This window comes from Dietzia sp. NCCP-2495, from assembly GCF_026011735.1.
In the GTDB taxonomy this organism is placed as follows: Bacteria; Actinomycetota; Actinomycetes; order Mycobacteriales; family Mycobacteriaceae; genus Dietzia.
Window position 1 is genome coordinate 93,709 of the sequence record NZ_BRVN01000003.1, and the last position, 26,830, is coordinate 120,538.

The following is a 26,830-nucleotide window of genomic DNA, read 5'->3' on the forward strand; positions in this document are numbered from 1 at the left end:
TCATCGTCGTCATCGGGTGGCCTCCTCGACCGCGACGTACAGGCGGGCGGGGACCCGACGTTCGATCTCACGCACCTCGGTGCGCAGGATCCGGGCCTTGGAGAACTCCTCGAAGACATCGGTGTCCGGGAGATCGATGTCGATACGGTCGCCGACCTCGGGCAGGTCACCGGACGTGGCGATCACGAGACCACCGATGGTCTCGGCGTCCACGTCGGGGAGCGTGATGTCGAGCAGTCGCTCGACCTCGTCGAGATGCGTCTCGCCGATCAGGACCCAGCCGTCGCCCTCGCGCTGGGGGATCTCGGCCGCGGCCTGCGGGTCGTGCTCGTCGACGATCTCGCCGACGATCTCCTCTGCCATGTCCTCCATGGTCACGACCCCGGCGAACCCGCCGTACTCGTCCACCACGACCGCCATCTCCGAGTCGGCCCGGGACAGTCGGTGGGCGACCTCGGGGAGCGGGAGGGAGGTGGGCACCACGATCGGGGCCCGCATCAGTGAGGAGACCTCGATGAGGTCGGTGTCCGGACCGTCGCTCACGGTCAGCAGGTCGTGGAGGTCCACCACACCGATCACGTCGTCGGAATCCGCACCGACCACCGGGTAGCGGGTGTGGCCGGTCGCCATCCGGCTCAGGACGTCGCGCACCGTGTCGTCGCCACGCACCACGTCGGTCCGCGAGCGCGGGACCATCGCGTGCTCGGCGGGCTGACCGGGGAAGTCGAGCATGCGGTCGAGCAGGCGGCTGAGCTCCGGGGAGAGCTCGCCGGCCTCACCGGACTCGGCGACGATGTGCTCGAGGTCCCTGGCGTTGGCCGAGTGCTCCTTGTCGTGGACCGGCTCGATCCCGACAGCCTTGAGCAGCAGCGCGGCGGCCTTGTCGAACAGGCCGATGATCCAGCCGAACACGGCGAGATAGATGGTGGTGGAGCGGGCCAACCAGCGGGCCACGGGCTCCGGCCTGGCGATGGCCAGGTTCTTGGGGACCAGCTCGCCGAAGATCATCTGCACGACGGTCGAGAACAGCAGGGCGACGACCGTACCCACGGCGATGCCGACCCCCTGCGGGACCGAGGCCAGGCCGAGGAGCTCGCCGATAGCCCGGCCCACCAGCGGCTCGGCGACGTAACCGACGACCAGGGTGGTGACGGTGATCCCGAGCTGCGCGCCCGACAGCATGAAGGAGGTGCGTCGGGTGACCCCGAGGACCCGCTCAGCGGCGTGGTCGCCCTTCTCGGCGGCGGCGCTCATGCGGGAGCGGTCGACCGCCATGAACGCGAATTCCTGGGCCACGAAGTAGCCCGTGAGCGCGGTGATCGCCAAGATCACGACGACGCCGACAAGTAGTGAGAGCGCGATGCTCATCCGGTGTGCCCCCTTCCGTGAAGGGGGCGGCTAGATCGGGCCGGTGTGTCGGCTCGGCTCACTGGAGGTGCTCCTGCGCAAATGTAGGTACGCCCGGGCCGGGTGCCCGAGCTGGTTGCCAGTATTCTCCCGTGAAGACCGGGGATTGTCGACCCGCCCCCGCCCCCCGCCCCCGCCCGCGCGTGGCGACTGTCACGGGTTTGTCACAGGTTCGGTCCAGGAGTATCACTATCTGACATGACCGCTCAGAATCCCGAAGTGGCTCTCGCCGACAAGGACCGCAGGTTCTTCGGCCATCCACTCGGCCTGGCAAACCTGTCGGGTATCGAACTGTGGGAGCGATTCAGCTTCTACGGCATGCAGGGCCTGCTGGCCTATTACATCTACTACTCGGTCGGTGAGGGTGGCCTCGGCTACTCCGAGCAGATCGCCACCTCGATCGTCGGCGCGTACGGCGGACTGGTCTACGCCTCCGCGATCCTCGGCGCCTGGGTCTCCGATCGCCTCTTCGGCGCCGAACGCACCCTGTTCGGTGCCGCCATCATGATCATGCTGGGTCACACCTCCCTGGCCCTGGTCCCCGGAGCCCTCGGGCTCGGCATCGGCCTGGTGCTGGTCGCCGTGGGTGCCGGCACTCTCAAGGCCACCACCTCGACCGTCGTCGGTGACATGTACCAGCGCACCGACGACCGACGCGATGCCGCGTTCTCGATCTATTACATGGCCGTGAACATCGGTGGGCTGCTCGGACCGCTGATCACAGGGGCACTGTGGGACACGCACGGATTCCACTGGGGCTTCGGCGCGGCCGCCGTGGGCATGGCGATCGGCCTGGTCCAGTACATCATCATGCGGGGCTCCACCCTGAAGGGCGTCGGCGTGGACGTCCCCGATCCGCTGCCCCGTCCCCAACGGGTCCGCTACCTGGGCGGCGGGCTCGTCGTCGGCATCCTGGTCGCCGCGGCCATCGCCACCGGACTCATCCCGCTCGAGTCGCTCGCCAACATCGTCACCGCGATCGCCGTGATCGGCGCCGTGGCCCTGTTCGCCCTGCTCATCGGTAGCCGCAAGACGCAGGCCGACGAGCGCCGCCGGGTGATCTCGTTCATCCCGATGTTCGTCGCCTCGGTGATGTTCTGGGCCCTGTTCCAGCAGCAGTTCACCGTGATCGCCATCTACTCCGACCAGCGTCTGGACCGCAACATCGGAGGTTGGGAGGTGCCGGCCAGCTGGGTGCAGTCGATCAACCCGCTGTTCATCATCATCTTCGCCGCCGTGTTCGCCACTATGTGGGTCAAGCTCGGCGACCGCCAGCCGTCGACACCCATGAAGTTCGCGCTGTCCAACCTCATCATGGGCATCGCCGCGATGATCTTCATGCTGTTCGCCGGACACGAGTCCACCCCGATCCTGGGGATCGTCGGCATCCTGTTCCTGTTCACGATGGCCGAACTGTTGCTCTCGCCGGTCGGGCAGTCGCTCGCGACCAAGCTCGCGCCGGAGGCGTTCAAGACGCAGATGCTTGCGCTGTTCTTCCTCACCGTGTCGATCGGCAGCGCCCTGTCCGGCGTGCTGGCCGGCTACTACGACCCGAGCGACGCCGGAGCCGAGCGCACCTACTTCCTCGTTCTGGGGATCGCGTCGATCGCCGTGGCCGTGGTGATCGCGCTTCTTTCGCCGTGGATTCGCAAGAACATGGTCGGCGTGCGCTGACCAGCCCCACCAACCAGGGAATCCGCTACTCCTCCTCCGGATTCGCTACCCTTCCGCGGGTAGCGAATCTCCAGGCGGAGTAGCGGATTCTCTCGCTTTTCCGGGGCGCGTGGCGGCGCGGGCCCAGTGGCGGCGCGGGGCTAGTCCTGCCCGCCGGTCTGCCACTCATCCCACGGCACGGACCAGTCGCCGTTCTGCCACGCCGTGAGCTCGGGACCCCCGGTGCCGCGGACCTCCACCACATCGCCGGTGACGGCCTGGTCGAAGTACCACTGGGCGTCCGCCGGGGACAGGTTGAGGCAGCCGTGTGAGGTGTTGGTGTTGCCCTGCGCCCACATCGACGACTCGAGGGCATGGAAGTAGATGCCCTCGTTGTTGAGACGCACGCCGTCCGCCACGGTCACCTTGTACCCGGCGGACAGGGGCAACCCGTAGGTCGAGGAGTCCATGAGGACCGACGGCGCCTTGTCGAGAACGGTGTACGTGCCGGGCTGCGTCCAGAAGTGCATCTCGGTGCCGTTGTAGGTGGCCCAGCCGCCCTTGCCCATCGAGGTGGGCATGGTCTTGACCGGCTTCTGGTCGTGGTAGACCGTCACCATCTTGGTGGCGTCGTCGGCGATCGCGACGCGTCGCTCACCGATGGTGAAGTTCACGGACGAGTCCTCGCCGCCCCACTGGCCGTCGCCCAGGTCGCGGCCCTCCAGGTCCAGATCCACCTGGACCCGGGTGCCGGTGGCGTAGTACACGCGAGGACGCCAGTGCGCCACGGAGTCGCTGAGCCAGTACCAGTTGCCCTCGACTTCCGGCGCGGTGGTGACCTTCATGTACTTCTCGGCCTCCTCCTTGTCCGACACCGCGCGGTCGAACTGCGCCGCCACCACGATCCCGACGCCGTATTCGCGGTTCGACTCCAGGGCCACGCCGCCGGTCGTGTTGAGCCGCGCGTTGACGATGGACTGCGGGTTGGCCATGGAGAACGACCGCTTGTCGGTCTTCGGCTTACCGGTGCCGCCCTCGTAGGTGATGGCGAGGGTGTAGGTCCGGCCGTACCCGAGCGGGATGTCGGGCGCCCACTCGCTGCCGTCCTTGGTGATGGTGCCGTCGATCTCCTGACCGGCGTCGTTGGTGAGAACCGCCTTGGTGATGGTGCCGTCGGTGACCGACGCCGTGACTCCGTCCCGGATGGCGACGCCGGTGGCACCGTCCTTCGGAGTGACGGTCAGCTCGGCCGGAGCCGCAGCTTCCGACGTCTCGGTGGCCGGGGTGGTCTCGTTCGCGGAACCGGTGGGAGTCGGAATCGTGCAGCCCGAGATAACGAGGACGAGAGCGGCCAGGACGGCGAACAGCCCCGTCAGGGCCAGACCTTCAGGACGCGCGGGATGGCCGGACCTGGACAGGGACATGCGTGACTCCGAATACGAACAGGGTGGAACAAAACAGGGTGGAACGAGCGGGGTTGCCGGTGAATACCGGCTCATGTGCACATGATGCCTGTCGGGTACGACAGGGGTCGATTCCGAAATGCCTCCGGACGTGAGTCGTTGTGGACTTGTGACCCGCAACGTGCGAGGACACCCCGATTATGTGACACGCCTCTCACCTGCGCGTTCCTGACGGCTGCACGAGTGCTGTTCTCTGCGGCCGCACGAGCGCTCCGGGGGAGACGACCGCGCTCCCGGCCGAGCCGGGGTACAACGGGATGCATGAGTATCGAAATGCCGGTAACCATCATCGGCGGCCACGGCAAGGTCGCGCTGCGTGCCGCGCGGATCCTGTCCGAGGCCGGGGCCGACGTGTATTCCGTGATCCGCAACCCAGAGCACTCCGACGCCGTGAGTGAGGTCGGTGCCACGCCGGTGGTGGCCGACGTGGAGAAGCTCGACGACGACGAGATGCGCGAGATCCTGCGTGGCAGTGGCTCGGTGGTCTGGTCCGCTGGCGCCGGAGGCGGCAATCCGGAGCGGACGTACGCGGTGGACCGCGATGCCGCCATCCGCTCCATGGACGCGTGCGCGGAGGCGGGCGTCGAGCGCTATGTGATGGTCTCCTACGACGGGGCCGGACCCGAGCACGGTGTCCCGGAGGACAACTCGTTCTTCCCGTACGCCGAGGCCAAGGCCGCCGCAGACGAGCACCTGCGGGCCTCGAAACTCAAGTGGACGATCCTCGGGCCGGGCGCCCTCACCGATGAGCCCGGTGGCGAGACGATCGGCGTGGGGGAGGACAAGCGCGAGGACCGGGCGACCAGTCGCGATGCGGTGGCCTCGGTGATCGCCGCGGTGCTCCGCCGCCCCGACACGGTCGGTCGGACCATCAACTTCTCCGACGGGAGCACCCCGATCGGCGAAGCCCTGACCCGTGAGTGACCTCGCGGGAGCCGCCGGGTCGTGCCGGTGCGGGCACCACCGGTCGGCGGTTCCCGGGGTTATTCTCCTCAGGTGAGGATCCTCATCGGCGGTTCGTGGATCACGGTGATCTGCGCGCTGCTCACGGGCCTCTGGAGTGTTCCCCAGTTCCTCATCACGGGAACGGTCACCCTGAGTTCGCATCCGCTCTTTCTGGTGTTGTTCCTGTTTCCGGCACAGGTCGGCGTCCCGGTGAGTCTGCTGACGGCCCTGAACTCGGTCCTCATGGCGTCTCGTCGTCGTCTCGTCACTCCCCGCCGTCGACTCATGGCCGGCGGACAGGTTCTCACCGTCGGTCTCCTCCTGACCTGCGCGTTGCTCCTCCTCCTCCCGACCGCGTTCGGCCGCGAGTTCATCGTCATGGCGCTCGCGTACCAGATCGGGCAGGTGGTTGTGGCGATCGGACTGCTGCTGTACCTCCTGCAGCGACGCAAGTGGCGGCGGGCTGACGAGGCGACTCGCGCGAGAACGAGCCCCGAGGACTGACCGCACGGGGGCACAGGGCACGGGGGCATGGGATCACAGGGGCACGGGGGCGTGGAGGCCGGACTGCCTGACGGCGACTGTGGCGACTGACACTATGGAGCGCATGCGCGCCATTCACATCTCCAGCCATGACGGACCCTCGGCCATCGAGGTGGTCGACATCCCCGAGCCTGACGCCGGGCCCGACCAGGTCGTGATCGACGTCCACGCCTCGGGTGTGACCTTCCCCGACCTGCTCCAGACCCGCGGCAAGTACCAGATCTCCCCGCAGATGCCGTTCGTCCCCGGCACCGAGGTCGCCGGCGTGGTCCGCTCGGCGCCGGAGGGCTCCGGCTTCACCGCGGGCGACCGCGTGTGCGCGTTCCCCGGGCTCACCGGGTTCGCCGAGGTCGTGGCCACCGCGCCCGAGCAGGTATTCCCGCTGCCAGACACCATGACCTTCGTCCAGGGCGCGTCCCTGCCCATGAACGTCCTCACCGTGCACTTCGCCCTGGCCCACCGCGGTCGGCTCGAGGCGGGGGAGACCGTGCTCGTCCACGGCGCCGGGGGAGGCATCGGGATCGCGGCGACCCAGTTCGTGGTTGCGAAGGGCGCGCGCGTGATCGCCGTGGCCTCCACCGAGGAGAAGCGGGCGCTGGCGCTCAAGGCAGGGGCGTCGGACGCGATCGCCCCCGAGGGATTCAAGGACGCTGCGAAGGAGCTCACGGGTGGCAAGGGCGTCGACGTGGTCGTGGATCCCGTGGGCGGTGACCGGTTCACCGACTCGATCCGCGCGCTCGGCCAGGAGGGGCGGATCCTCGTGATCGGGTTCACCGCCGGCGAGATCCCCACGGTCAAGGTGAACCGCCTGCTCCTGGGCAACAAGAGCGTCGTGGGCGTGGGCTGGGGCGAGTACTGGATGACCAACCCGGGCTACCTGCAGAAGCAGTGGGCCGAGGTGCAGCCGATGCTGGCCGCCGGCGACCTGGACCCGCTGGTCGGCATGGAGTTCCCGCTGGAGAAGACGGCCGAGGCGCTCGAGCTCATGGACGGCCGCGGCGCTCTGGGCAAGATCGTGCTGACCCACGACCGCTGACCCGCCGCCGCGCCCACGCCGCCCCTGGACCCTGGGGCGCCGCCGCGCCCACGCGGCCCCAGCCCCTGAACGCCGCCCCTGACCCCTGTGCCGTCACTCCGGTACGTTTTCGCGACATCCCTCCTGGGGAAACGATGACCGGAGTGACGGCTGTTGGTGGCGGCTGGTGGGGGCGGGCGTGCGGTCGGGGCTAGGGCAGGGTGGGCGTCAGGACCCTGTCACCGCGCGAGCGACTGCAGGCGGCGGCCCGCCTCGGCGAGCACCTCGGGGCGCTTGCAGAACGCGAACCGCACCAGGTGGGACCACTCGTCGGCGAACTCCTCGACGAACGGCGCGAACGGCACCGCCGCCACGCCGATCTCGCCCGGGAGCTCCAGGCACCAGGACGCCGCGTCGGTCACCCCGAGCGGGCGCGGATCGGCGGTGAGGAAGTACGTGCCCTGCCCGACGACGAGGTCGAACCCGACACCCGTGAGGATCTCGGCCAGCTGGTCCCGCCGCGCCTGCATGGAATGACGCAGTGTGCTGATCCACTCCTGCTCGTTCCGCAGGGCGTGCGCGACCCCCATCTGCAGAGGCGTCGCGCCGGTAAAGCTCATGTACTGCTTGGCCGTGCGTGTTCCCGCGATCAGCTCGGCGGGTCCGGTCACCCAACCGACCTTCCAGCCCGTGCAGTTGAGCATCTTGCCCGCGCTGGAGATGCGCAGCGTCCGCTCGGCCATGCCGGGCAGCGTGGCGATGGAGACGTGGCGGACACCGTCGAAGGTGAGGTTCTCGTACACCTCGTCGGAGATCGCGATCGCGTCGAACTGCAGGCACAGCGCCGCGATCTCCTCCAGATCCTCCCTCGGCAGGACCGCGCCGGTGGGATTGTGCGGGGTGTTGACGATGACGGCCCGCGCCCGCGGGGAGAACGCGGCACGAAGGGAGTCGACGTCCAATCGGAATCGACCGTCCGACAAGACCACCCGGGCCGATTTGCGGACCGCTCCGGCCATCGCGATGGTAGCGGCATAGGAGTCGTAGAACGGCTCGATCACGACCACCTCGTCGTCGTTCTCCACCAGTCCCACCACCGCACCGGCGATCGCCTCCGTGGCGCCCACGGTGACCAGCACCTCCGAGTCGCGATCACGCACCAGGCCGGTCCGGGCCAGCTCCAGCTCGGCGATCGCGTGACGCAGATCGGTGACCCCGGCCCCGGGCGGGTACTGGTTGTGGCCCTCGCGCATCGCCCGCGCCGCCGCCTCGATCATCGACGCCGGACCGTCGGTGTCCGGGAATCCCTGGCCCAGGTTGATCGCATCGTGCCTGGTGGCCAGGTGGGACACCTCGGCGAAGATGGTCGTGGAGTGCGGGGCGAGTCTGCGGACCGTCATGGGGGCAGCCTAGGTCGGTCGCCCGGGAATCTCGCGGGAGGGCGGCGATACGATGGGCGGCATGACCGAAGTCTCCGCCGCCACGTCCACCACCGCAGTCGGGCCGTGTACCCAACGACGCACGGTCCTGCTGGCCCTGCCGGGGATCGTGATGCTGCCGGGCATCTCCTCGGCGTGTGGCATGTCGCAGGTCCCCGGTCCGGCGTCGACGGTCCAACAGACCACGACCGTCCCGGCCACGACTATCTCCGCCGCCGAGATCCCCGTCGGCACGGCCAAGCAGTTCGACGCCGGAGGCGAGAACGTGATCGTCGCGCAGCCCACCGAGGGCGAGTTCGTGGCCTTCTCGGCAGTCTGCACTCACCAGGGCGGAAACGTGCAGGTCATCGAGGGCCTGCACCTGCGGTGTCCGCTGCACGGCGCCGAGTACGACGCGACCGACGGGCGCAACACCCTGGCCCCGGCGCCGCGCCCGCTCGACGCGATCGCGGTCACCGTGGAGGGCGACACGCTCACTCTGGGCTGACGCGCGACGGGCCGCTCGAGGCTGTTCGAGGCCGCTCGAGACGTCTCACGGTGGCTCGTGGTGCCGGGCCATGAGGCCGGGTTGAGCCGTCGGGTCATGGCGCCGGTGTACAGCACAGGGTTGCGGCGACGCGCGCACGGGAGTAGAGATTAAGCCACGTTCTCAGGGCGGGGTGAGATTCCCCACCGGCGGTGATGTCACCGGTCCCATGACCGGAGGCGAGCCCGCGAGCGCCCCACATCGCGGCGGCCCGGATTCACTTCCGGTCGGCCACGGGTGGGGGTCAGCAGACCCGGTGTGATCCCGGGGCCGACGGTCATAGTCCGGATGGAAGAGAACATCGCGCCACCAGCGCGAACCGTGGCCAGGCCGGCCGTGGCGAGTGTGGGGGACGCGGAAGTCAAGCCCTGGGCCGTCTGTGTAGAGCCCGTGAAAGGGGCACACGATGAGCCTTCTCGTGGAATTCCTCAACGCTCAGCTGCTGATCGGCGGAGTCCCGATCCTGTGGCGCGAGATCGTCGGCAACGTCTTCGGCCTGGCGGCCGCGATCGGTGGCATGCGCCGCGTCGTGTGGGCCTGGCCGGTCGGGATCGTCGGCAACCTCACCCTGCTCACCGTCTTCCTCGGCGGCGTCTTCCACACCCCGCAGGACGTGGACCTCTACGGTCAGGCCGGTCGGCAGGTCATGTTCCTCGCGGTGGGGTTGTACGGCTGGTGGCGCTGGTCGAGCGAGCGGCGCCGGAACGTGGAACTCGCCGCCGAGGCCCCGGCGGTCCGACCACACTGGGCCACCGGTAGGCAGCGGGCGGGCCTGCTCGCCGGGATGGTCGCCGGCACGCTGGTCTTCGGCTGGATCTTCGCCCAACTCGGCTCGTGGGGGCCGTGGGCGGACGCCTGGATCTTCACCGGCTCGATCCTGGCCACCTACGGTATGGCCCGCGGCTGGACCGAGTTCTGGCTGCTGTGGATCGCGGTCGACATTGTGGGCGTGCCGCTGCTGCTCAAGGCCGGCTACTACCCGTCCGCCGCGCTGTACCTGGTGTACGCGGTGTTCGTGGTCTGGGGCTTCGTGGTGTGGTGGCGGGTCGACCTCGCCGAACGTGCTGCGACCCTCACCGGCAGCGGCGAGACCGCGCGGACTGACCAGGTCGCGCGGACTGGCCAGGTCGGACGCCCTGACACGGTTGCGCGAAGCGGATAGGTCCCGCCGCGTTGCGGGGAGGTCTCGTCCGGCCGGGCCATTTGGTCCGGTTGGTCACGCCGCCTCGTGCGTGATCGTCCGGGCCGCGTGGCCGATCGTCGCCTGGCCGGAGGCGACGATCGTCGTCATGAACCGCTCCTGTTGGTCCCAGCCGCGATCGGCGGCCCGCGCCCGTCCTCCGGGGCGGAGCGTCGCCAGGGACCGCACGAGGTTGATCGGCATCCTCGCCACCGGGTACCAGGGCAGCACGAATGTTGGCAGTCCCAGCGTGCGCATGGCCGACGGTCCCAGGAACGCGCTGGTGACGGACAGATGCTGGTGTCGGGCGATGCGTCGGCGCAGCGCCTCGAAGCGCGGATAGTTCCAGGTCAGAGGGTCGTCGATCATCGGGCGTGAGAGCAACCGTGTGGTCTCGTCGGGCGTCGAGAGCGCGCAGGAGGTGTGGTAGAGGATCCCCACGCCGTCGCGGAAGCTGCGTGGCAGGAAGTCGTCCTGCACGCCCATGAGCAGTCCCACGTATCGGGTGAGGTGGGCGATCGCGCCGTACTCGCGCGGCGTGTTGATCCTGCCCATCGCGATCCCGCCGACCGACGGCGCGATCAGCGACCCCACCAACGTGGCCGCCATGTCGGTCTGGTTGATCGGCAGCCCCCAGGCACCTGGGTCCCAGTCGTCCATCGCGGAGACGTGCCGACGGACCACGGCGTGGATCATCCGCACCCGGACCGTAGAGCGGTACCCGGCGCCGCCCACCTCGAGGCCGCCCTCGGAGACCACGTCGAGCGCCCAGCGGGTGGTCTCGGCGAAGCGGGTGTTGGACCCCTTCTCCAGGGCGCCGGTGCGCAGCAGGGTCTGGTTGAAGCCGGAGAACATGTAGCCGCCGAGTAGCGCCACGTCCCGGGCGATGTAGAGCCCGTCGGCGCCGCCACTGCGCATCACGGCGGCGCCGAGGTCGAGCTGCTCTCGGTTCACCCAGGAAGGCACCGATTCGACCAGCCGAAAGAACTCCACCAGCGGCTGCGGTGCTTCCGGGACGGAGTCGATCCCCTCGGCCAGCGCGCGTTCGAAGAGTGGCCGGGTGGTGGCCATGCCGTCGGTATACATCCACTCGACCAACGCGTCGGCGGGAGCGTCGCCCACGTTCAGGCACTCGCCCAGGTAGCGGAAGTATTCTGCGTCCGGGGCGCGGTGGCCGAGCAGGGTGCTGAAGGCCTTGATCCCGGCGGGCACGCGGCACGGACGGTCCGGGTGTCGGGAGGGCGGTGTCGAGGGTGAGGGCGTCGAAGGCGTGGGCGTCGGTGACATCGGAGCTCCGTCCGGCTCAGTTCTGGGCAACGCGTGTGATCCAAAACATAAGTCTGCTGCTAGAGTCCTGTCAATGGCCAGGTCGGACGTAGTTCGTGAGTACGGCGGTGTGAGCGCCGACGACCGGCGCGCCGAGCGGCGCCGGCGCCTCCTGGCGGCAGGTCGGCAGGTCTGGGGGACCTCCGGTCTGGGTGAGGTGACCGTGCGCGGAGTGTGTTCGGCGGCGGGGCTGCAGCCGCGTTACTTCTACGAGCACTTCACAGACCGTGGCGCTCTCGTCGGGGCGGTCGCCGACGAGGTCCGCACCGAACTGTTCACCACGCTCGTCGAGTCCAGTGTCGAGGTGGACGGTGGACGGGACGGTGGACTGGGCGAGCGACTGCGGGCGGCGCTGGCGGCGTTCTTCGGGATCATCGCCGCCGACCCGCGGATCCACCGGATCATGAGCACGGATCTCGCCGGCGTCCCCGGTCTGGAACAACGCAGGCTGGAGAGCCTGAATCTCGTCGCCGACCTCATCCTCGAGCACGGCGGGGTCGGTCAGGCTCCGCGAGGTGGGCATGGGGCGTCTGGTCCTGTCCCAGCCGCCGGAATCGATTCCCGCTCCGCCGCACTGTTCGTGGCCGGGGGAGTCAACCACCTGCTAGACAACTGGCTCGTCGCGCCCGAGGGCTCGCCGCAGGAATTGGCCGACCTGTGTACTCGCCTGTGCCTGCGGATGGTCCGGGACGAGCAGGCCCCGCCGCAGTAGCCCGGACGCCCGTGAAGATCGCGCCTACCGTGCTACCCGCATCCGCGCCTGTGAAGATCGCGCCTACCGTGCTACCTGCGCCCGCGCCCGCGCCCGTCGCGGCCGCACCGCCGCCACCACGATGAGCGAGAACGCGGCCAGCGCGATCCCGAGCCCGCGGAAGTCGATCCACGCGAACACCAGTCCCGACACCAGTCCGCCCGCCGCGCCCGACAGCGGCCACGTCGGCCTGCCCTTGAACGGTCGCGCGGACGTCGGTCGGCACGGACGTGGTGAGCGTGGGGGTGCCGGCCACCAGCCCGAGGCTCCAGCCGAGACCCAGCAGGATCAGCGCTTCCGCGACGAGTGTCGTTGAATCCGGCGGCGCGAGGGCTGCGAGCACGCCCGCAGACAGCAGGACCACGCCCGCCGCCACTGCGACCAGGTGTGTGCCGAATTTGTCGACCAACCATCCCGAGAGCGGCGCGGGCAGGAACATCGCGGCCACGTGCAGGGAGATGACCAGTCCGACGAGGGTCACGGCGTTGTCGTGCGCGCGCATGTGCACCGGCGTCATGGTCATGAGGCCCACCATCACGAACTGCGTCAGTGCCATCACCGCCACGCCGGTGATCACGTCGGCGTTCCACACGCGCGGCCGCGCCGCGGACGAGTCCTCGTCAGGTGTAGTGGAACCCGTCCGGGACGACGACGTCGGGGGCGACGACGACACCGCCGCCGACCTGTCACCCGCGAGGCCGGCGGTCTCCCGGCGCCGCGCCTCGAGCAGCGGATCCGGGCGCAGGAACAGCGCGAGGACCACCGCCGCGCCGCCATACGCGACCGCCGACAGCAGGAACGGCCCCGCCAGGGTGGGCAGTCCCAGCGTGTCCGCTACCGACCCCATCGGCCCGACGAGGTTCGGCCCGGCCACGGCTCCGACCGTGGTCCCGAGCAGGACGTAGGACAGTGACCGTGCTCGCGTTCTGCCGGTGGCCAGGTCGGCGCCGGCGTAGCGGGCCTGCAGGTTGGTGGCGGTGCCGGCCCCGTAGACGACAAAGGCCAGGAACAGCAGCGTAAGCGATCCCATGGCCGCGGCCACGACGATCCCCACCGCGCCGAGGGCGCCAAACGCGAAGCCGGCGGCGAGGCCGGGCCGTCGACCGCGGGCCTGGGAGAGTCGACCGACGAGGATTGCCGCGAGGGCGGACCCGCCCGTGAACAGCGCCGAGGGGAGTCCGGACAGTCCGGGGCCGCCGAGCAGGTCCTCGGCGAGCAGTGCGCCCACGGTGACGCCGGCCGCGAGGCCGGCACCGGCGAGGAGCTGGCCCAGGAGGAGGACCGTGAGGATCCGGCGTTGGACCGGATCCGCGACGATCGCCTCCCGGGTCATCTGTCTAGCCAGCTCCGGGCGTGGACCAGCACGTCGACGGCGGTGGCCTTGCCTGCGGGACGCAGATCGTGACGGAGCGAGACCACCTCGAGGCCGGCGACCCCGCGCGCGAGTTCGGTGATGCCCGGGAGCACGGTGGGGTCCTGGGGTCCGCCGACGCCGCGGCCGAGGTTCTCGGCGGCGTGGCCGAGGTAGATCAGGTGACCGCCGGGCCGTAGCCAGGTGCCGGCGGCGCGGAGCACGGCGACCATCGATTCCAGTTCGAGGTGGAGGAACCCGATCACCACCAGATCGACCTTCTCCGCCGGTTCCCACGTGGTGGCATCGCCCACGACCCAGTTGACGCTGCCGCTGCGTCCCTCGTCGGTGTCCTTGTCGCGCGCCTGCTCGATGGCGACCTCGGAGAAGTCCACGGCCTCGACCTGCCAGCCGTGCGCGGCGAGCCAGCGGGCGTGCCGGCCGTCGCCGCAGGCCAGGTCGATCGCGGTGCCCACGGACAGTCCCGCGTCCTCGGCCGAGGTCACCTCGGAGACGATCCGGGCGGCCGGGGTCGTGCCCCAGGCGTCGGGCTGCGCGAGGTATCGGGCGTTCCAGTCGGCTGCGTCCACGGGGGATCCTTTCGGTGCGGGCGGATCGGGCTGGGTTGGTGACACTGTGCTGTTCAGGCCGTGCGGCTCACACCGCGGGCGCGCCGGGTCAGCTGGCGCGCACCTCGCGCATCGGCGGCCTCTCGCCGAGCGCCACCTCCACGGTCTCGGCCACGAACTCGCCGGTCACGGCGTCGCGCCGGTGCAGCATGAGCGTGTCGCCGGGGGGTGCTGCGCCGGCCACGCGCCCGTGTCGGTGGAGTCGCGTGAGCACGGCCAGGTGTTGGTGCATCGCCATCACGGCCAGCGCGGAGTCGGGGGAGTTGCGGTGCACTCGTCGCCCGAGGTCGACCTGGGCGAGCGCGTCGAGCCCGTACATCTCGTACAGGTCGATGAGGATCCCGATGTCCACGCCGTAAGCACCGGCGAACGGGATCGATTCGAGCGCCTCGCGGGTCCCGGCGTATTCCCCACCGAGCGGCTGGATGAAGCCGGTCAGCGCGGGCCAGTGGGTGGCCAGTAGCGGCCGGGCGACGAGTTCGGTGACGCGACCTCCGCCGGCGGGCAGGATCGCGCGGCCGTCGTTGAGCGGCCGGTCGAAGGCGCCCTTGCAGAACACGACGCCGGGTTCGGTGAGCAAGGGGCCGAGGAGTCCCACGGCGAAGCGGGGGTCGAATTCGCGCAGGTCGGAGTCGAGGTAGGCGATCAGGTCACCGTCCGTGGCGGCCAACGCTTTCCACAGCGCCTCGCCCTTTCCCGGCACGTCGCCGAGGGCGGTGAGGATCTCGCCCTGGGCCACCACGCGGGCCCCGGCGTCGGCGGCCACGGTCGCCGTGGAGTCGGTGGAGTGGGAGTCGACGACGACGAGCTCGTCGATCAACGGAACACGGTCCATCAACTCGGTCCGCAGCGCGGTCACGATCGCGGTGACGGTCGACTCTTCGTCGCGTGCGGGCAGGACCACCGAGATCCGGCGCCCCGCCTTGGCCGCGACGAGCTCGACCGGGTTGAACTCGGCTGCCCGGTAGGTCCGGCGCGTGGACCAGTCACGGACGGGGTCAGCGGCATCGGCGTCGATCCGGTCCGCGAACACGGTCGGCGAGTTCTCGGTCACCCTCGCGATCCTGCCAGAACGCACGCGACGAGGCGTGCGGGGAGTGTGCCACGATGCAGTTATGGATTTCTCCCCATCGGCCCGCGCCGAGGATCTCACCGTCGCCGTCCGAGACTTCATCGACACGAGGATCGTCCCGGTGGAGCCGGAGATCCACGCCGACATCACCCGCCGCCGGCTGTCCGGTGGGGACGCGTGGGCGGTCGACCCGCGGGTCACCGAACTGCAGGAGCAGGCCCGGGAGCAGGGCCTGTGGAACCTCTTCCTCCCCGCCGGCCACGAGGGTCCCTACGCCGAGCGTTACGGCACGCGCGGCGGGACCGGCCTGACCAACACGGACTACGCGCCGGTCGCCGAGGAGATGGGCCGCTCCTTCCTGGCTCCGCTGGTCTTCAACTGCAACGCCCCCGACACCGGGAACATGGAGGTCCTGCTCAAGTACGGCTCGGCTGAGCAGAAGGACCGCTGGCTGGACCCGCTCCTGGCGGGGGAGATCCGCAGCGCATTCCTCATGACCGAGCCCGAGGTCGCGTCCTCGGACGCCTCGAACATGGCGGCCACGGCCCGGATCGACGGGGACGAGGTGATCCTCGACGGCCACAAGTGGTTCTCCACCGGTGTCGGCCACCCGGACTGCAGGGTCGGCATCTTCATGGGTGTTACTGACCCGGACGCCCACCGCTACCTGCGTCATTCCATGGTGCTCGTCCCGATGGATGCCTCCGGCATCACGGTGGAGCGGATGCTCACCGCCCAGGGTATGTATGACGAGCCGCTCGGCCACGGCGAGGTGCGCCTGGAGGGCGTGCGGCTGCCGGTCGAGAACATCATCGGCGGTCCGGGCCAGGCGGCGGCGATCGCGCAGGGCCGCCTCGGTCCGGGCCGCGTTCACCACTGCATGCGTCTGATCGGGTTGGCGGAGATGGCGCTGGACCTGGCCTGCCGCCGCGCGTCGGAGCGGGTGGCGTTCGGCAAGCCGATCGTCAACCTCGGCGGTAACCGCGAGCGGCTCGCCGAGGCGCGCATCGCGATCGACCAGGCGCGGCTGCTCGTCTTGCACGCGGCCTGGAAGCTCGACACCCAGGGCGATGCCGCGGTCGAGGTCAGTGCCATCAAGGCCGCCGTCCCGCGGATGGCGCAGCAGGTCATCGACATGTCCATGCAGCTCCACGGTGGCGGCGGCATGACCGACGATGTCCCGCTGGCCGGCGCGTACGCCACCGCGCGGGCCCTGCGCCTGGCCGACGGCCCGGACGAGGTCCACCTCGGCGTCGTCGCCCGTGCCCTGCTCGCCCCCTACCGTGACGCGGCCGCGGCGCGTACCACCACCGAGGAGAGCCGATGAGCGGACGCGACCGCCAGACCTCACGCGACCACGACCCGGCGCTACGCCGGCGCGTCCCCGGTACGGGGGAGGTGCGCGGGGAGGATTCGTTCGACGTCGAGGCCGTGGCCGCGTGGTTACGGTCGATCACCCCCGATGACCCGTCGGTGCTGGCCGGCGTGGATCTGGGTGACGACGACAACCCGGTCCTGCCGGAGGTGCGTCAATACACCGGGGGCGCCTCGAACCTGACCTACCTGCTTCGATACCCGGGCGCCGATCTGGTCCTGCGTCGCCCGCCGATCGGCACCAAGGCCCGGGGCGCGCACGACATGCGCCGTGAGCACCAGGTGCAGTCGGGGTTGCGGCCGGTGTACCCGCTGGTGCCGCGCATGGTCGGATACTGCGACGACATGGCGGTCATCGGCTCCGAGTTCTACGTGATGGAGCGGATGGCGGGCACGATCCTGCGCAAGGATCTGCCACGTGAGCTGCGGATGGACCGCGTCACCACCCGTCGGCTGTCCGAGGCGGCGGTGGACGCGCTCGTCGACCTGCACTCGGTGGACATCGCGGCGGCCGGGCTCGAGGAGCTCGACCGCGGCGAGGGCTACGTGAGGCGGCAGGTCGAGGGCTGGTCCGCCCGCTACCGGCGGGCGCGCACCGCCGACGTGCCCGATTTCGCGCCGGTGATGAAGTGGCTCGAGGCCAACCAGCCCGAGGATTCGGGACACTGCCTGATCCACAACGACTTCCGGTTCGACAACCTGGTGCTGGACCCCGACGACGTCACGACCGTCGTGGGCGTCCTGGACTGGGAGATGGCCACCGTGGGCGATCCGCTCATGGACCTGGGCGGCGCCCTGGCCTACTGGGTGCAGGACGACGACGGCCCGGTGTTCAAGGCCTTCCGCCGTCAGCCCACCAACGCCGCGGGCATGCTCACCCGCCAGCAGGTGGTGGACCGGTACGCGCGGCTCGCGGGGATCACGATCACCAAGGAGCAGTGGCGGTTCTACGAGGTGTTCGGCCTATTCCGGCTCGCGGTGATCGCGCAGCAGATCAACCACCGCTACTTCCACCGGCAGACCACCAACCCCGCGTTCCGGGCGTTCCGTCCGGCCGTGGGCCTGCTCGAGCAGCGCTGCCTGCGCATCATCCGTACCGGGCACGGCGATCTCACGCCGAGCCGGATCGGGGTGCGCGACGTGCTGCCCGAGCTGCTGGCCGTGCCGCGGGTCGCGATCCCGCTGGTCGCGGGCGGCGTGCACGACGTGCGCACCAGGGTGGGCGGGATCCTCGGTGCGATCACCGGCCACGACGGAAGGGAGAATCGCTGATGGGTGCCATTCATCTCGTCCGCCACGGTCAGGCCTCCTTCGGTTCCGGCGACTATGACCGACTGTCGGAGACCGGGCGTCTGCAGGCGCGCCTGGCCGGCGAAGACATGGCCGCCCGGGGACTCCGGCCGGACGTGATCATCCACGGCGGACTGCGTCGGCAACGCGAGACCGCCGAGGGCATCCTGGCGGCGCTGCGCGAGCACGCGGACTGGGACTGCCCGGTCGAGGTCGACGAGGGCTGGGCCGAGTACGACGCCGACGAGGTCCTCGAGGCCGCGCGGGTGGCCGGACTGTCGGCCGAGCACGGCACCCTCGACACCGCCGGCTCGTCCGCGGAGGCCAAGCAGGCCTTCCAGCGCCAGCTCGACGCGGCGCTGGGTCACTGGGCTGGGCTCGAGGCGTTCGCGCAGTACACGAGCACCACGACCGCCTCGCTCGCCGCTGCCGCGGAGCGCTCGGGAACGGGGAAGACGACGGTCGTGGTGTCGTCGGCGGGCACGATCTCGTTGGCGGCCGCCGGTCTGCTGGCGGACAGCGAAGGCGTGGTGGGGCTGTGGACCCGGCTGCAGCGCGTCACCGTCAACACGGGTATCGCGCGTGTCGTGGTGGGCCGCGAGGGCATGAACTGCATCTCGGTCAACGAGCACCAGCACCTTGAGCGCGCCGCCGGCCCCGAGGACCCGCGCAGGCTCGTCACCCTGCGGTGAGCCGGACGGCGAGCCGCTGGGTTGCGCGCGGCTGAGCCGCGCGGTCGCCGATGCGGTGGCCCGCGTCACCGTATTGTGGGCCCAGGCGGCCGCGACAGCGGCTGTGACAGCTCTGACGAGGAGTCCCGATGCCCACGTTCCACCGCGGCCACACCACGATCGCCTACACCGACACCGGCGTACCCGAGGGTCGCGAGGACGCCCCGGTGGTGTTCTTCGCCCACGGACTGTTGTTCTCGGGCTGGATGTTCCACCGCCAGATCGAACATCTCCGGGCGGACTACCGCTGCGTGACCATCGATTTCCGGGGCCAGGGCAACTCGCCGCGGGCGCGGGGCGGGTACGACATGGACACGCTCGCCGTGGACGTGGCCGAGTTGCTGCGCCACCTGCAGATCCCCGTGGTGAACTTCGTGGGCTTGTCGATGGGCGGTTTCGTGGGGATGCGCCTGGCGGCCCGGCAGCCGGAGTCGGTCCACACCCTGACCCTCATGGACACCGCCGCCACGGCCGAGGAGCCCGCTAACCGCAGCAAGTACAAGACGCTGTCGAAGGTGTACCGGCTCACCGGGGTCCGGCCGCTGCGTGCTCGGGTCGCACCCATCATGTTGGCTCCGGGGAATATTGACGCCCCGTGGGTGGAAGACTGGCTGGCGGCGCTCGATCGGACGGACCGTGCGGGTCTGGCCAAGGCGATCGAGTCCGTGGCGGACCGGGACCCGTGTGAGGACGAGGCCGTCCGGATCATCGCGCCGACCCTCATCATGGTCGGCGCCGAGGATGCCGCGACGCCGCCGTCCAAGTCGCGGCGGCTCGAGGAACTCATCGCCGACACGAGCTTCCACGAGATCCCCGGGGCGGGGCATTCGCCCCGTATGGAGCGCCCGGACGAGGTCAATGCCATCCTTTCGGCGTTCCTCTCCGAATACAACGCATAGGCATATAAGAGCGCCCTACTTCATGTGCGGACAAGGGAACTGATGACAGCGGATCAATCGTCACCGGACGCACCACCGGCAGACCCGGCGGTGAAGTGGCCCGTCGCGAACGGACCCACCGGCGACAGCGGCTGGGTCGGTGTCCTCACCGGCCGGGTGACCGCCTGGGTGATGCTGCTGGTCATGCTGGTGGCCGCCGGTGCGGTGTTCGCGTTCGCGTCGTCCGGGTCCGCGTCCGAGGCGCCCAACACGCTGCCCGACGACGCCGAGTCCGCCCTCGTGTCGCAGATCCAGTCGGAGTTCCCCGACTCCGGCTCGGTTCCGGCGGTCCTGGTCGTGAGCCGGACCGATGGCGGCGAGCTGGGGCCGCAGGGCATCGCCGCCGCGGTCGGCGCGGGCGAGCGGATGTCCGAGGTCGTGGGCGTCCCGGCCCAGGGGCCCATCCCGTCCGAGGACGGTGCGGCCGCCCTGATGCTCGTGCCGGTCGACTCCGAGATCCTGTCGGGCAGCGAGGGGAATGAGCTCGTCGCCGACATGCGCGCCGCCGTCTCGGACGGCCTCGACGACGGCGTGAGTGCGCAGCTCACCGGTGGTCCGGCCTTCGCCGCCGACACCGCCGCAGCGTTCGAGGGCGCCGACTTCCGGCTGTTGGCCGCCACCGCGCTGGTCGTGGCGGTGCTTCTCATCATCACCTACCGTTCCCCGGTGTTGTGGCTGGTCCCGCTGATCATCATCGGAATCGCCGACCGGGTCGCCTCGCTCGTCGTCGCCGCGCTCGGGGAGGCCGTGGGCGTCACCGTCGACGGCTCGACGTCGGGCATCGTCTCCGTCCTCGTCTTCGGCGCCGGCACCAACTACGCGCTGCTCCTCGTCTCCCGCTACCGCGAGGAACTGCGCAAGAACGAGGACAGGCGCGGCGCCCTGCGCGCCGCGTACCGCGGTGCCGTGCCCGCGATCCTGGCCAGCAACATCACCGTCGTCCTGGCTTTGCTCACCCTGCTGCTGGCTACCCTGCCCAACTACCGCTCGCTCGGTATCTCTGCGGCGGTCGGCCTGATCATCGCCGTGATCTTCGCGCTCGTCGCGCTGCCCGCCGCGCTCGCCGTGTGCGGCCGCGGTCTTTTCTGGCCGTTCATCCCGCGCCCCGCCACTCCCGCCGCCACGGGCTCCGCGGTGGGCTCCGCGACGCGGGGCGAGCATGAGCAGCACGGCAAGCACGAACTGCACACGTCGACGACCCCCGCCGGCTTCGACGACGAGGTCCCGCCCGGGATCTGGGGTCGGATCGCCTCGCGCGTAGTCCGGAGGCCCGTCACCGTTCTGGTGTCGTGCGTGTTGCTCCTGGTCGTGCTGGCATTCGGGCTCCTCGGCACGCGCGTTGGACTGAGTCAGACCGAGCAGTTCCGCACCGCGTCCGAGTCGGCTACGGGACTGGAGACGGCGGCCGAGCACTACCCAGCCGGCGTCACCGACCCCGTCACGATCGTCACCCGTACGGGCACCGAGGGGCAGGTCCTCGAGGCCGTCCAGGGCGTCACGGGCGTGGTCTCCGCTAGCCCGTCGGGAGAATCCGGCACAGGGTGGAGCCGGGTGAACGTCGTCTTGGACGCCGCCCCGGCCACCGAACGCTCGGAGGAGAGTGTGCTCGGCCTACGCGACGCTGTCGACACGGTCCCCGGCTCCGGGGCGCTCGTGGGTGGTTCGGTCGCCAAGGCGGTCGACACCTCCGAGGGCAACGTCCGCGACTTCACGCTGGTCGCGCCGCTCATCCTGCTGGTAGTCTTCGTCGTCCTGATCCTCGTGCTGCGGTCCCTGATCGCCCCGTTGCTGGTGATGTCTGCGACGGTGTTGTCGTCGGTCGCCGCGCTCGGCCTCGGCACCTTCGTCACCACCCAGATCCTGGGCTTCCCCGGACTGGACGTCTCGGTGCCGCTGTACAGCTTCTTGTTCCTGGTGGCGCTCGGCGTGGACTATTCGATCTTCCTGACGATCCGCGCCCGGGAGGAGGCGGCCACCCACGTCACCCGCGAGGCCATGGTTCGTGCCGTCGCGCTGACCGGCGGCGTCATCACCTCAGCCGGCATCGTGCTGGCCTCGGTGTTCGTGGTGCTCGGCGTGCTGCCGCTCATTGTGCTCACCCAGGTCGGCGTGATCGTGGCGCTCGGCGTGCTGCTCGACACCTTCGTCGTTCGTACGCTCGTCGTCCCGGCACTGTTCACCCTGGTCGGTGACAAGGTTTGGTGGCCCGGTGATCCGCGGAGCGGCGCCGGCGCCCGTACCTCCCGGAATGCACACGACATCTCCGAATCCGCTCACAGGACCAACGCCACCCCCGCTGATACCGCACAGGAGATCCACTCATGAATCCGCTCCGCGCTACCCGAATCCGCTCACTGCTCACCATCTCGGTGATCGCGCCACTGCTCGCCGCCGGTCTCGCGGCCGCCCCGACTGCAGGCGCCCAGGACCTCACCGACGGAGGACGCCTGGGGGGCGGTTCCTCGCAACTGCTGCCCGACGGCGTCGTGCTCGGCTCCGTGGGGGGACCCGAGCTCAGCCAGGTCGACTTCGTCGACCTGGAGAGATATGCGGGTCGGTGGTATCAGGTGGCCGCCATCCCGCAGCCGTACACGCTGCAGTGCACCAACGACACCCAGGCCGAGTACGGGATCACCGCACCCGGCACGGTGTCGGTCCGCAACACCTGCGGTTCGGCCGTCAGCTCCGAGTCCATGATCGAGGGTGAGGCCACCGTCCGCGACACCGACACCAACGCCTCGCTCCGGGTGAACTTCCCGATGGTTCCGTTCCAGGACGAGAACGGGCCCGTCAACTACCGGATCACCTATCTGGCCGACGACTACTCGGTGGCCATCGTGGGTGATCCGACCCGGTCTTCGGGATTCGTGCTCAGTCGTGAACCGGTGCTCGCTCCCGAGCAGTGGTCGACAGTGCGACAGGTGATCGAAAACCGGGGTTGGTGGTCGTGCGCCTTCCTCACCGTTCCGATGGCAGAAGGCCGCGGCGATGTGACGCCGCTGTGCCTGCTGCCCTGACGAGAGTGATGGGTGAGTTCCGATGAGCATCGATGTCAGTTGCACGGTTCCCGTGGCCCCGGCCGAGGCGTGGCGCTACCTCGCCGCGCCGGGCGCGCTGCGGCGGCTGTCCCCACCGTTCATGTCCTTGCGCCCGGTGCACGAGGCGGGATCGCTGCGCGACGGCGAGGCCGTACTCGAACCCCGAACCGCCCTGCCGGGACCGCTGGCCGCACGGTTCGGCCCCCGGTGGGTCGCGCGGCACGATCCCCAGGGCTTCGTCGACGGCGAGCGCTTCGTCGACCGCTGCGTGTCCGAGCCCTACGCCACGGCGACCGGGTGGGTGCACGTGCATACCGTGACCGCCGGACCGACCGGCACCGCCATGCTCGGCGATCGCGTCGAGGCCCGCGTCCCCGAGCCGATGCTGACCCGTGTTTTCGCCTACCGGTACCGCCAGATGGCCGCCGACCTGGAGACGATCGCGCAGTTCGGCTCGGCAGCGGCGCCGGCAACGAAGCTCCTGACCGTCGCGGTGACGGGCGCGTCTGGCCTTATCGGTACGGCGATGACCGCGCTCCTCGGCGTCGCGGGGCACCGGGTCATCCGGCTGACCCGCCCGGGCAGTGGCCTCAACGCCGGTAGAGACGGCACCGGTAGAGACGGCGCCGGGAACCACGACGACAACGCCGTCGACCCCGCTCGCGCTCACCGGTCCGAGCGAGTCTGGGACCCGGCCGCTCCGGCGCCTGATCTGCTCGACGGTGTCGACGTCCTGGTCCACCTGGCCGGCGCGTCGATCGCCGGTCGTTTCACCGGCAGCCACCTGCGGAAGGTGCGCGACAGCCGGATCGACCCCACCCGCCGGCTGGCGGAACTCGTGGCCGCGCGCGACGGCGCCACCGCGATGGTGTGTGCGTCGGCCGTCGGCTTCTACGGCGCCGACCGCGGCGGGGAACCACTGTCCGAATCGGCGGCCAACGGCACCGGGCCGCTCGCTGGGATCGTCGCGGACTGGGAGCGCGCCTGCGAACCCGCCCGGCGGGCAGGTGCTCGCGTGGTGAACGTGCGGACCGGGCTCGTGCTCTCGGCGGCCGGCGGGATGCTGCCGCCGCTGGCGGCGATCACCCGGACCGGCCTGGGCGGTCGCCTCGGCTCCGGGCGGCAGTGGATGTCGTGGATCTCGCTCGACGACCTCACAGACGTCTACCTGCGGGCGATCGTCGACCCGGCGCTCGCCGGTGTCGTCAACGGAACCGCGCCGGAGCCGGTCACCAACGAGGACTTCACGCGGGAACTCGGCGCTGTGCTGCATCGCCCGACGGTGGTCCCGGTGCCGGGGTGGGCACCCGGGCTGCTTCTCGGAAGCCGAGGCGCTGACGAACTCGCGTTGGCGGATCAGCGGGTGCTGCCCCACACGCTGACCGAGCTCGATCATCACTTCCGCTACCCGCGACTGCGTGAGGCGCTGGAACACGAACTCGGTGCGGAGAGCCTGCCCACCGCGCTGTAGCGGCGCCTGGCGTGACGCGCAGGGTTCCCCGGCGTTGTTGTCGGACGCTCAGCGCTGCAGGATCATCGGGACGAGCACGCGCCGCGCGAGGCCACGGATTTCGTCCTCGGACTGCACGAGCGGCGGGCCGTCGGGCATCACCACCAGCGAGTGGAGGAACCGGCCGACGGCGCTGCCGACCTCGCGCGACTGGTCCTCGACCTCCGTGTCGGTCATCGCGCGGGTGTGGACGTCGGCGTCCCACGTGTTGCGGACGAACTCCGCGACGATCTCGGTGATCGCGGCGAGCACCGAGTCGGACTGCCCGGCCAGCACGGCCATGGTCTCGATCTTGTCCACCTCGATGAGCCGGCGGACTAACTCGCTCTCGCGGATGTCGAACACCGTGCCCACGAGCAGATCCTCGACGTGCCGCACCGGGTCCCATTCCAGCGACTCGAACGACGTGAACCGGGCGTTGACGGACATCATCAACCGCTGTGCCTCGTGCGCGTAGATGGCGCGGAGCATCTGGTCGCGCGTCCCAAGTCGCCTGTAGAGGGTCACCCGGGTCACGCCGGCCGCTCGTGCGATGTCGTCCGTGCTCGACGCCTTGATCCCGCGCTCGGCGAGGACCGAACACGCCACCTCGATGATGCGGATGTCCTCCGCGTCATGCACGACAGCGGCGCCGCCGTCCGCATCCTCCGCAGAAGGGCTGTCGGAGGATGCATCACCGGACGCTGTGCTGTCAGGCACTGCGTCGGCAGGACGGTCGGCGCCGCGGCGAGTGTTACGTGTCACTCGTTCATGTTACGACCTGAGAGTGGGCCGTGAGGCGTCACCGTGGAGCTGGTCGACGCAGATGGTCAGCGGGACTGCTCGCCCTCGACCGGGTAGGCACTGTAGCTGCTGGGCGAAGTCCCAGGCTGCGGGGCCTGCGGCCCGTCGATTGCGGCTGTGTCGACCTGTCCGGGTGCAGCCTGGCCAGATGTAGAGGGGTCGGGCGCGGCCCCACCCTCGGATTCGGGAACCATGTCGAAGACGCCGGGCCTGGGCTTGCTCGCGCGGGTCTCCTCCTCGGCCACCGAGGTGGTGCCCTTCGCCGCGGCCTCCGCCATGGCGACGGACCGCGCGATCTCGGGATCAGTGGAGGTGTCGAACCACTCGTCCGGCGCGGACGGCAGATCGGCGTCGGTGTCGACCTCCGAGGGCTCGTAGCGGAACACGCCGTCGTCGTCCTTCTTGGCCACGGCCTTAGCGAAGTTCTCCAGGGAATCCCCGAACTGCGATGGGATCATCCACATCGTGGCCGCGTCGCCCTTGGCCATCTCGGGCAGGTTCTGCACGTACTGGTACGCCAGCATCTCCGGGGTGGGCTTCGACGCCTTGACCGCCGCGTTGACGCGGGCGATCGCGGCGGCCTGGCCCTCGGCGACGAGGTATCGCGCGGCGCGCTCACCCTGGGCGCGCAGCATGCGGGACTGCCGGTCGGCCTCGGCCGCGAGGATGGCGGCCTGCTTGTTGCCCTCGGCGTCGAGGATCGCGGCCTGCTTGGCGCCCTGTGCCGTGGTGATCGCGGCCTCGCGCTGCCCCTCGGCGGTGAGGATGGTGGCACGCTTCTCACGGTCGGCCCGCATCTGCTTCTCCATCGAGTCCTGGATGGAGGGCGGCGGATCGATCGAGCGCAGCTCGACCCGGGCCACGCGCAGGCCCCAGCGGCCGGTCTCGGAATCGAGCACACCGCGCAACTGCTTGTTGATCATGTCGCGACTGGTCAGCGTCTGCTCGAGGGTCAGACCGCCGACGACGTTCCGCAGCGTCGTGGTGGCGAGCTGCTCCACCGCGATGATGTAGTTGTTGATCTCGTAGACCGCCGACTTGGGATCGGTGACCTGGAAGTACACGACCGTGTCGATGCTCAGGGTGAGGTTGTCCTCGGTGATCATCGACTGCGGCGGGAAGGTCACGACCCGCTCGCGCAGGTCGACCTTGGCGCGTACCCGGTCGATGAACGGGATGATCAGCGTGAGCTGTCCGCTCGCGGTGCGCTGGTAGCGCCCGAGTCGTTCGATGACCGCCGCCTCGGCCTGGGGGATGAGCTTCACCGAGCTCGCCACCACCGAGGCGATCAGGACGACGATGACGGCTAAGAAGATCAATCCGCCCATGGGTTTCCTCCGATTGTGTCGTGAGTGTCAGCGGTGCGCCGCGGGCACGGGTGGCCCTAGAAGCCGCGCACGACGATCGCCGTGGCGCCTTCGATCTCGTGCACGAGGACCTTGTCTCCGGCTGCGAACGTCTCCCCCTCGAGGAGTGCGCGCGCCGTCCAGGTGTCGCCGGCGATCTCGACCAGTCCACCCTCACCGTCGATCTCCTCGACCACGGTGCCGTTGCGGCCCGTGAGCGCGGCCGTGTTGGTGTCGTGCTCCGGCAGCGCCGAGAGCATGCGCCGGCGTACGACCGGGCGGACGGCGGCGAGCATGACCACGGAGACGAGGGCGAACGCCAACGCCTGCCCCCATAGCGGTGCACCGAGGAACGCCGCCCCGGAACCACCGAGGGCACCGACGGCGAGCATGATGAAAAGCAGCTCCCCGCCTGCGGCCTCGCCAGCGGCGAGCAGTACCGCAGCGCCGAGCCACATGAGTCCTACGTGCATGCCCCGACCCTACAGTTAACGGGCGTCCGGACGGCGGGACTACTGTC

At 69.9% G+C, this 26,830-nt stretch carries 23 protein-coding genes, 1 pseudogene and 1 riboswitch; of the genes and pseudogenes, 14 read left to right on the top strand and 10 right to left on the bottom strand.

The window, feature by feature from the left end; all coding sequences use genetic code 11:
* Positions 1-9 precede the first annotated feature (9 nt).
* The gene (locus tag OPF83_RS04790; protein ID WP_264886079.1) at positions 10-1,368 is read right to left on the bottom strand and encodes a hemolysin family protein; all 1,359 of its coding nucleotides are present in this window, start codon (positions 1,366-1,368) and stop codon (positions 10-12) included.
* A 237-nt stretch (positions 1,369-1,605) separates the two neighbouring features.
* On the opposite strand from OPF83_RS04790, the gene OPF83_RS04795 reads away from it, so the two are divergent.
* A complete protein-coding gene (locus OPF83_RS04795) occupies positions 1,606-3,081 on the top strand; it encodes a peptide MFS transporter (protein WP_264886080.1) in 1,476 nt (491 codons plus the stop codon).
* Between the two features lie 140 nt (positions 3,082-3,221).
* Here the strand turns inward: OPF83_RS04795 and OPF83_RS04800 are convergent, their stop codons facing one another.
* The gene (locus OPF83_RS04800) at positions 3,222-4,484 is read right to left on the bottom strand and encodes an Ig-like domain-containing protein (protein ID WP_264886081.1); all 1,263 of its coding nucleotides are present in this window, start codon (positions 4,482-4,484) and stop codon (positions 3,222-3,224) included.
* A gap of 300 nt (positions 4,485-4,784) precedes the next feature.
* Between OPF83_RS04800 and OPF83_RS04805 the strand changes: the two genes are divergently transcribed.
* The 3 genes from OPF83_RS04805 to OPF83_RS04815 all read left to right on the top strand — a co-directional run bounded on the left by OPF83_RS04805 (position 4,785) and on the right by OPF83_RS04815 (position 7,047).
* Positions 4,785-5,447, top strand: a complete 663-nt coding sequence (locus OPF83_RS04805; RefSeq protein WP_264886082.1) for an SDR family oxidoreductase — start codon at positions 4,785-4,787, stop codon at positions 5,445-5,447.
* 72 nt (positions 5,448-5,519) lie between these two features.
* On the top strand, positions 5,520-5,972 hold the full coding sequence (locus OPF83_RS04810) for a hypothetical protein (protein ID WP_264886083.1): 453 nt from the start codon (positions 5,520-5,522) through the stop codon (positions 5,970-5,972).
* Between the two features lie 103 nt (positions 5,973-6,075).
* Entirely contained in the window at positions 6,076-7,047 is a 972-nt protein-coding gene (locus OPF83_RS04815) for an NADPH:quinone oxidoreductase family protein (RefSeq protein WP_264886084.1), read from the top strand.
* Between the two features lie 218 nt (positions 7,048-7,265).
* Here OPF83_RS04815 and OPF83_RS04820 read toward each other — a convergent pair whose 3' ends face one another.
* Complete coding sequence (locus OPF83_RS04820) at positions 7,266-8,426, bottom strand: pyridoxal phosphate-dependent aminotransferase (RefSeq protein WP_264886085.1); 1,161 nt, start codon at positions 8,424-8,426, stop codon at positions 7,266-7,268.
* Between the two features lie 61 nt (positions 8,427-8,487).
* On the opposite strand from OPF83_RS04820, the gene OPF83_RS04825 reads away from it, so the two are divergent.
* Together OPF83_RS04825 and pnuC are read left to right on the top strand one after the other, a co-directional pair.
* On the top strand, positions 8,488-8,952 hold the full coding sequence (locus OPF83_RS04825) for a Rieske (2Fe-2S) protein (protein WP_264886086.1): 465 nt from the start codon (positions 8,488-8,490) through the stop codon (positions 8,950-8,952).
* A 154-nt stretch (positions 8,953-9,106) separates the two neighbouring features.
* A riboswitch (FMN riboswitch) is annotated at positions 9,107-9,295 on the top strand.
* A 102-nt stretch (positions 9,296-9,397) separates the two neighbouring features.
* Positions 9,398-10,153, top strand: a complete 756-nt coding sequence (gene pnuC / locus OPF83_RS04830) for a nicotinamide riboside transporter PnuC (RefSeq protein ID WP_264886087.1) — start codon at positions 9,398-9,400, stop codon at positions 10,151-10,153.
* Between the two features lie 54 nt (positions 10,154-10,207).
* On the opposite strand, the gene OPF83_RS04835 is transcribed toward pnuC, so the two are convergent.
* On the bottom strand, positions 10,208-11,458 hold the full coding sequence (locus tag OPF83_RS04835) for an oxygenase MpaB family protein (RefSeq protein WP_264886088.1): 1,251 nt from the start codon (positions 11,456-11,458) through the stop codon (positions 10,208-10,210).
* A gap of 73 nt (positions 11,459-11,531) precedes the next feature.
* Between OPF83_RS04835 and OPF83_RS04840 the strand changes: the two genes are divergently transcribed.
* A complete protein-coding gene (locus tag OPF83_RS04840) occupies positions 11,532-12,209 on the top strand; it encodes a TetR/AcrR family transcriptional regulator (protein ID WP_264886089.1) in 678 nt (225 codons plus the stop codon).
* 63 nt (positions 12,210-12,272) lie between these two features.
* Here the strand turns inward: OPF83_RS04840 and OPF83_RS04845 are convergent.
* The 3 genes and pseudogenes from OPF83_RS04845 to OPF83_RS04855 all read right to left on the bottom strand — a co-directional run bounded on the left by OPF83_RS04845 (position 12,273) and on the right by OPF83_RS04855 (position 15,282).
* Positions 12,273-13,581: pseudogene (locus tag OPF83_RS04845) on the bottom strand (MFS transporter).
* The gene (locus tag OPF83_RS04850; protein WP_264886090.1) at positions 13,578-14,189 is read right to left on the bottom strand and encodes a bifunctional 2-polyprenyl-6-hydroxyphenol methylase/3-demethylubiquinol 3-O-methyltransferase UbiG; all 612 of its coding nucleotides are present in this window, start codon (positions 14,187-14,189) and stop codon (positions 13,578-13,580) included. The pseudogene OPF83_RS04845 and the gene OPF83_RS04850 overlap by 4 nt, the downstream one beginning before the upstream one ends.
* Positions 14,190-14,277: 88 nt before the next feature.
* Positions 14,278-15,282, bottom strand: a complete 1,005-nt coding sequence (locus OPF83_RS04855) for a glucosyl-3-phosphoglycerate synthase (RefSeq protein WP_264886091.1) — start codon at positions 15,280-15,282, stop codon at positions 14,278-14,280.
* Between the two features lie 61 nt (positions 15,283-15,343).
* On the opposite strand from OPF83_RS04855, the gene OPF83_RS04860 reads away from it, so the two are divergent.
* The 7 genes from OPF83_RS04860 (at position 15,344) to OPF83_RS04890 (ending at position 24,142) form a co-directional block, all read left to right on the top strand.
* On the top strand, positions 15,344-16,627 hold the full coding sequence (locus OPF83_RS04860; protein WP_264886092.1) for an acyl-CoA dehydrogenase family protein: 1,284 nt from the start codon (positions 15,344-15,346) through the stop codon (positions 16,625-16,627).
* Positions 16,624-17,946 (top strand): phosphotransferase family protein, encoded by a 1,323-nt coding sequence (locus OPF83_RS04865; protein WP_264886093.1) that lies wholly within the window; start codon positions 16,624-16,626, stop codon positions 17,944-17,946. Before OPF83_RS04860 ends, OPF83_RS04865 begins: the two co-directional genes overlap by 4 nt.
* On the top strand, positions 17,946-18,656 hold the full coding sequence (locus tag OPF83_RS04870) for a histidine phosphatase family protein (RefSeq protein WP_264886094.1): 711 nt from the start codon (positions 17,946-17,948) through the stop codon (positions 18,654-18,656). The genes OPF83_RS04865 and OPF83_RS04870 overlap by 1 nt, the downstream gene beginning before the upstream one ends.
* 128 nt (positions 18,657-18,784) lie before the next feature.
* Positions 18,785-19,594, top strand: coding sequence for an alpha/beta fold hydrolase (locus OPF83_RS04875; protein ID WP_264886095.1), 810 nt, complete (start codon positions 18,785-18,787; stop codon positions 19,592-19,594).
* 171 nt (positions 19,595-19,765) lie between these two features.
* On the top strand, positions 19,766-21,958 hold the full coding sequence (locus OPF83_RS04880; protein ID WP_264886214.1) for an MMPL family transporter: 2,193 nt from the start codon (positions 19,766-19,768) through the stop codon (positions 21,956-21,958).
* A complete protein-coding gene (locus tag OPF83_RS04885) occupies positions 21,955-22,650 on the top strand; it encodes a lipocalin family protein (protein ID WP_264886096.1) in 696 nt (231 codons plus the stop codon). The genes OPF83_RS04880 and OPF83_RS04885 overlap by 4 nt, the downstream gene beginning before the upstream one ends.
* A gap of 22 nt (positions 22,651-22,672) precedes the next feature.
* On the top strand, positions 22,673-24,142 hold the full coding sequence (locus OPF83_RS04890) for a TIGR01777 family oxidoreductase (RefSeq protein WP_264886097.1): 1,470 nt from the start codon (positions 22,673-22,675) through the stop codon (positions 24,140-24,142).
* A 48-nt stretch (positions 24,143-24,190) separates the two neighbouring features.
* On the opposite strand, the gene OPF83_RS04895 is transcribed toward OPF83_RS04890, so the two are convergent.
* The 3 genes from OPF83_RS04895 to OPF83_RS04905 all read right to left on the bottom strand — a co-directional run bounded on the left by OPF83_RS04895 (position 24,191) and on the right by OPF83_RS04905 (position 26,783).
* Positions 24,191-24,925: a TetR/AcrR family transcriptional regulator gene (locus OPF83_RS04895; protein WP_264886098.1), complete on the bottom strand. Its 735-nt coding sequence runs from the start codon at positions 24,923-24,925 to the stop codon at positions 24,191-24,193.
* Between the two features lie 65 nt (positions 24,926-24,990).
* Positions 24,991-26,292 carry an SPFH domain-containing protein gene (locus OPF83_RS04900; RefSeq protein ID WP_264886099.1) on the bottom strand — a complete coding sequence of 434 codons (1,302 nt, stop codon included), beginning with the start codon at positions 26,290-26,292 and terminating at the stop codon, positions 24,991-24,993.
* Positions 26,293-26,348: 56 nt separating this feature from the next.
* Positions 26,349-26,783 carry an NfeD family protein gene (locus OPF83_RS04905; protein ID WP_264886100.1) on the bottom strand — a complete coding sequence of 145 codons (435 nt, stop codon included), beginning with the start codon at positions 26,781-26,783 and terminating at the stop codon, positions 26,349-26,351.
* Between the last annotated feature and the right edge of the window lie 47 nt (positions 26,784-26,830).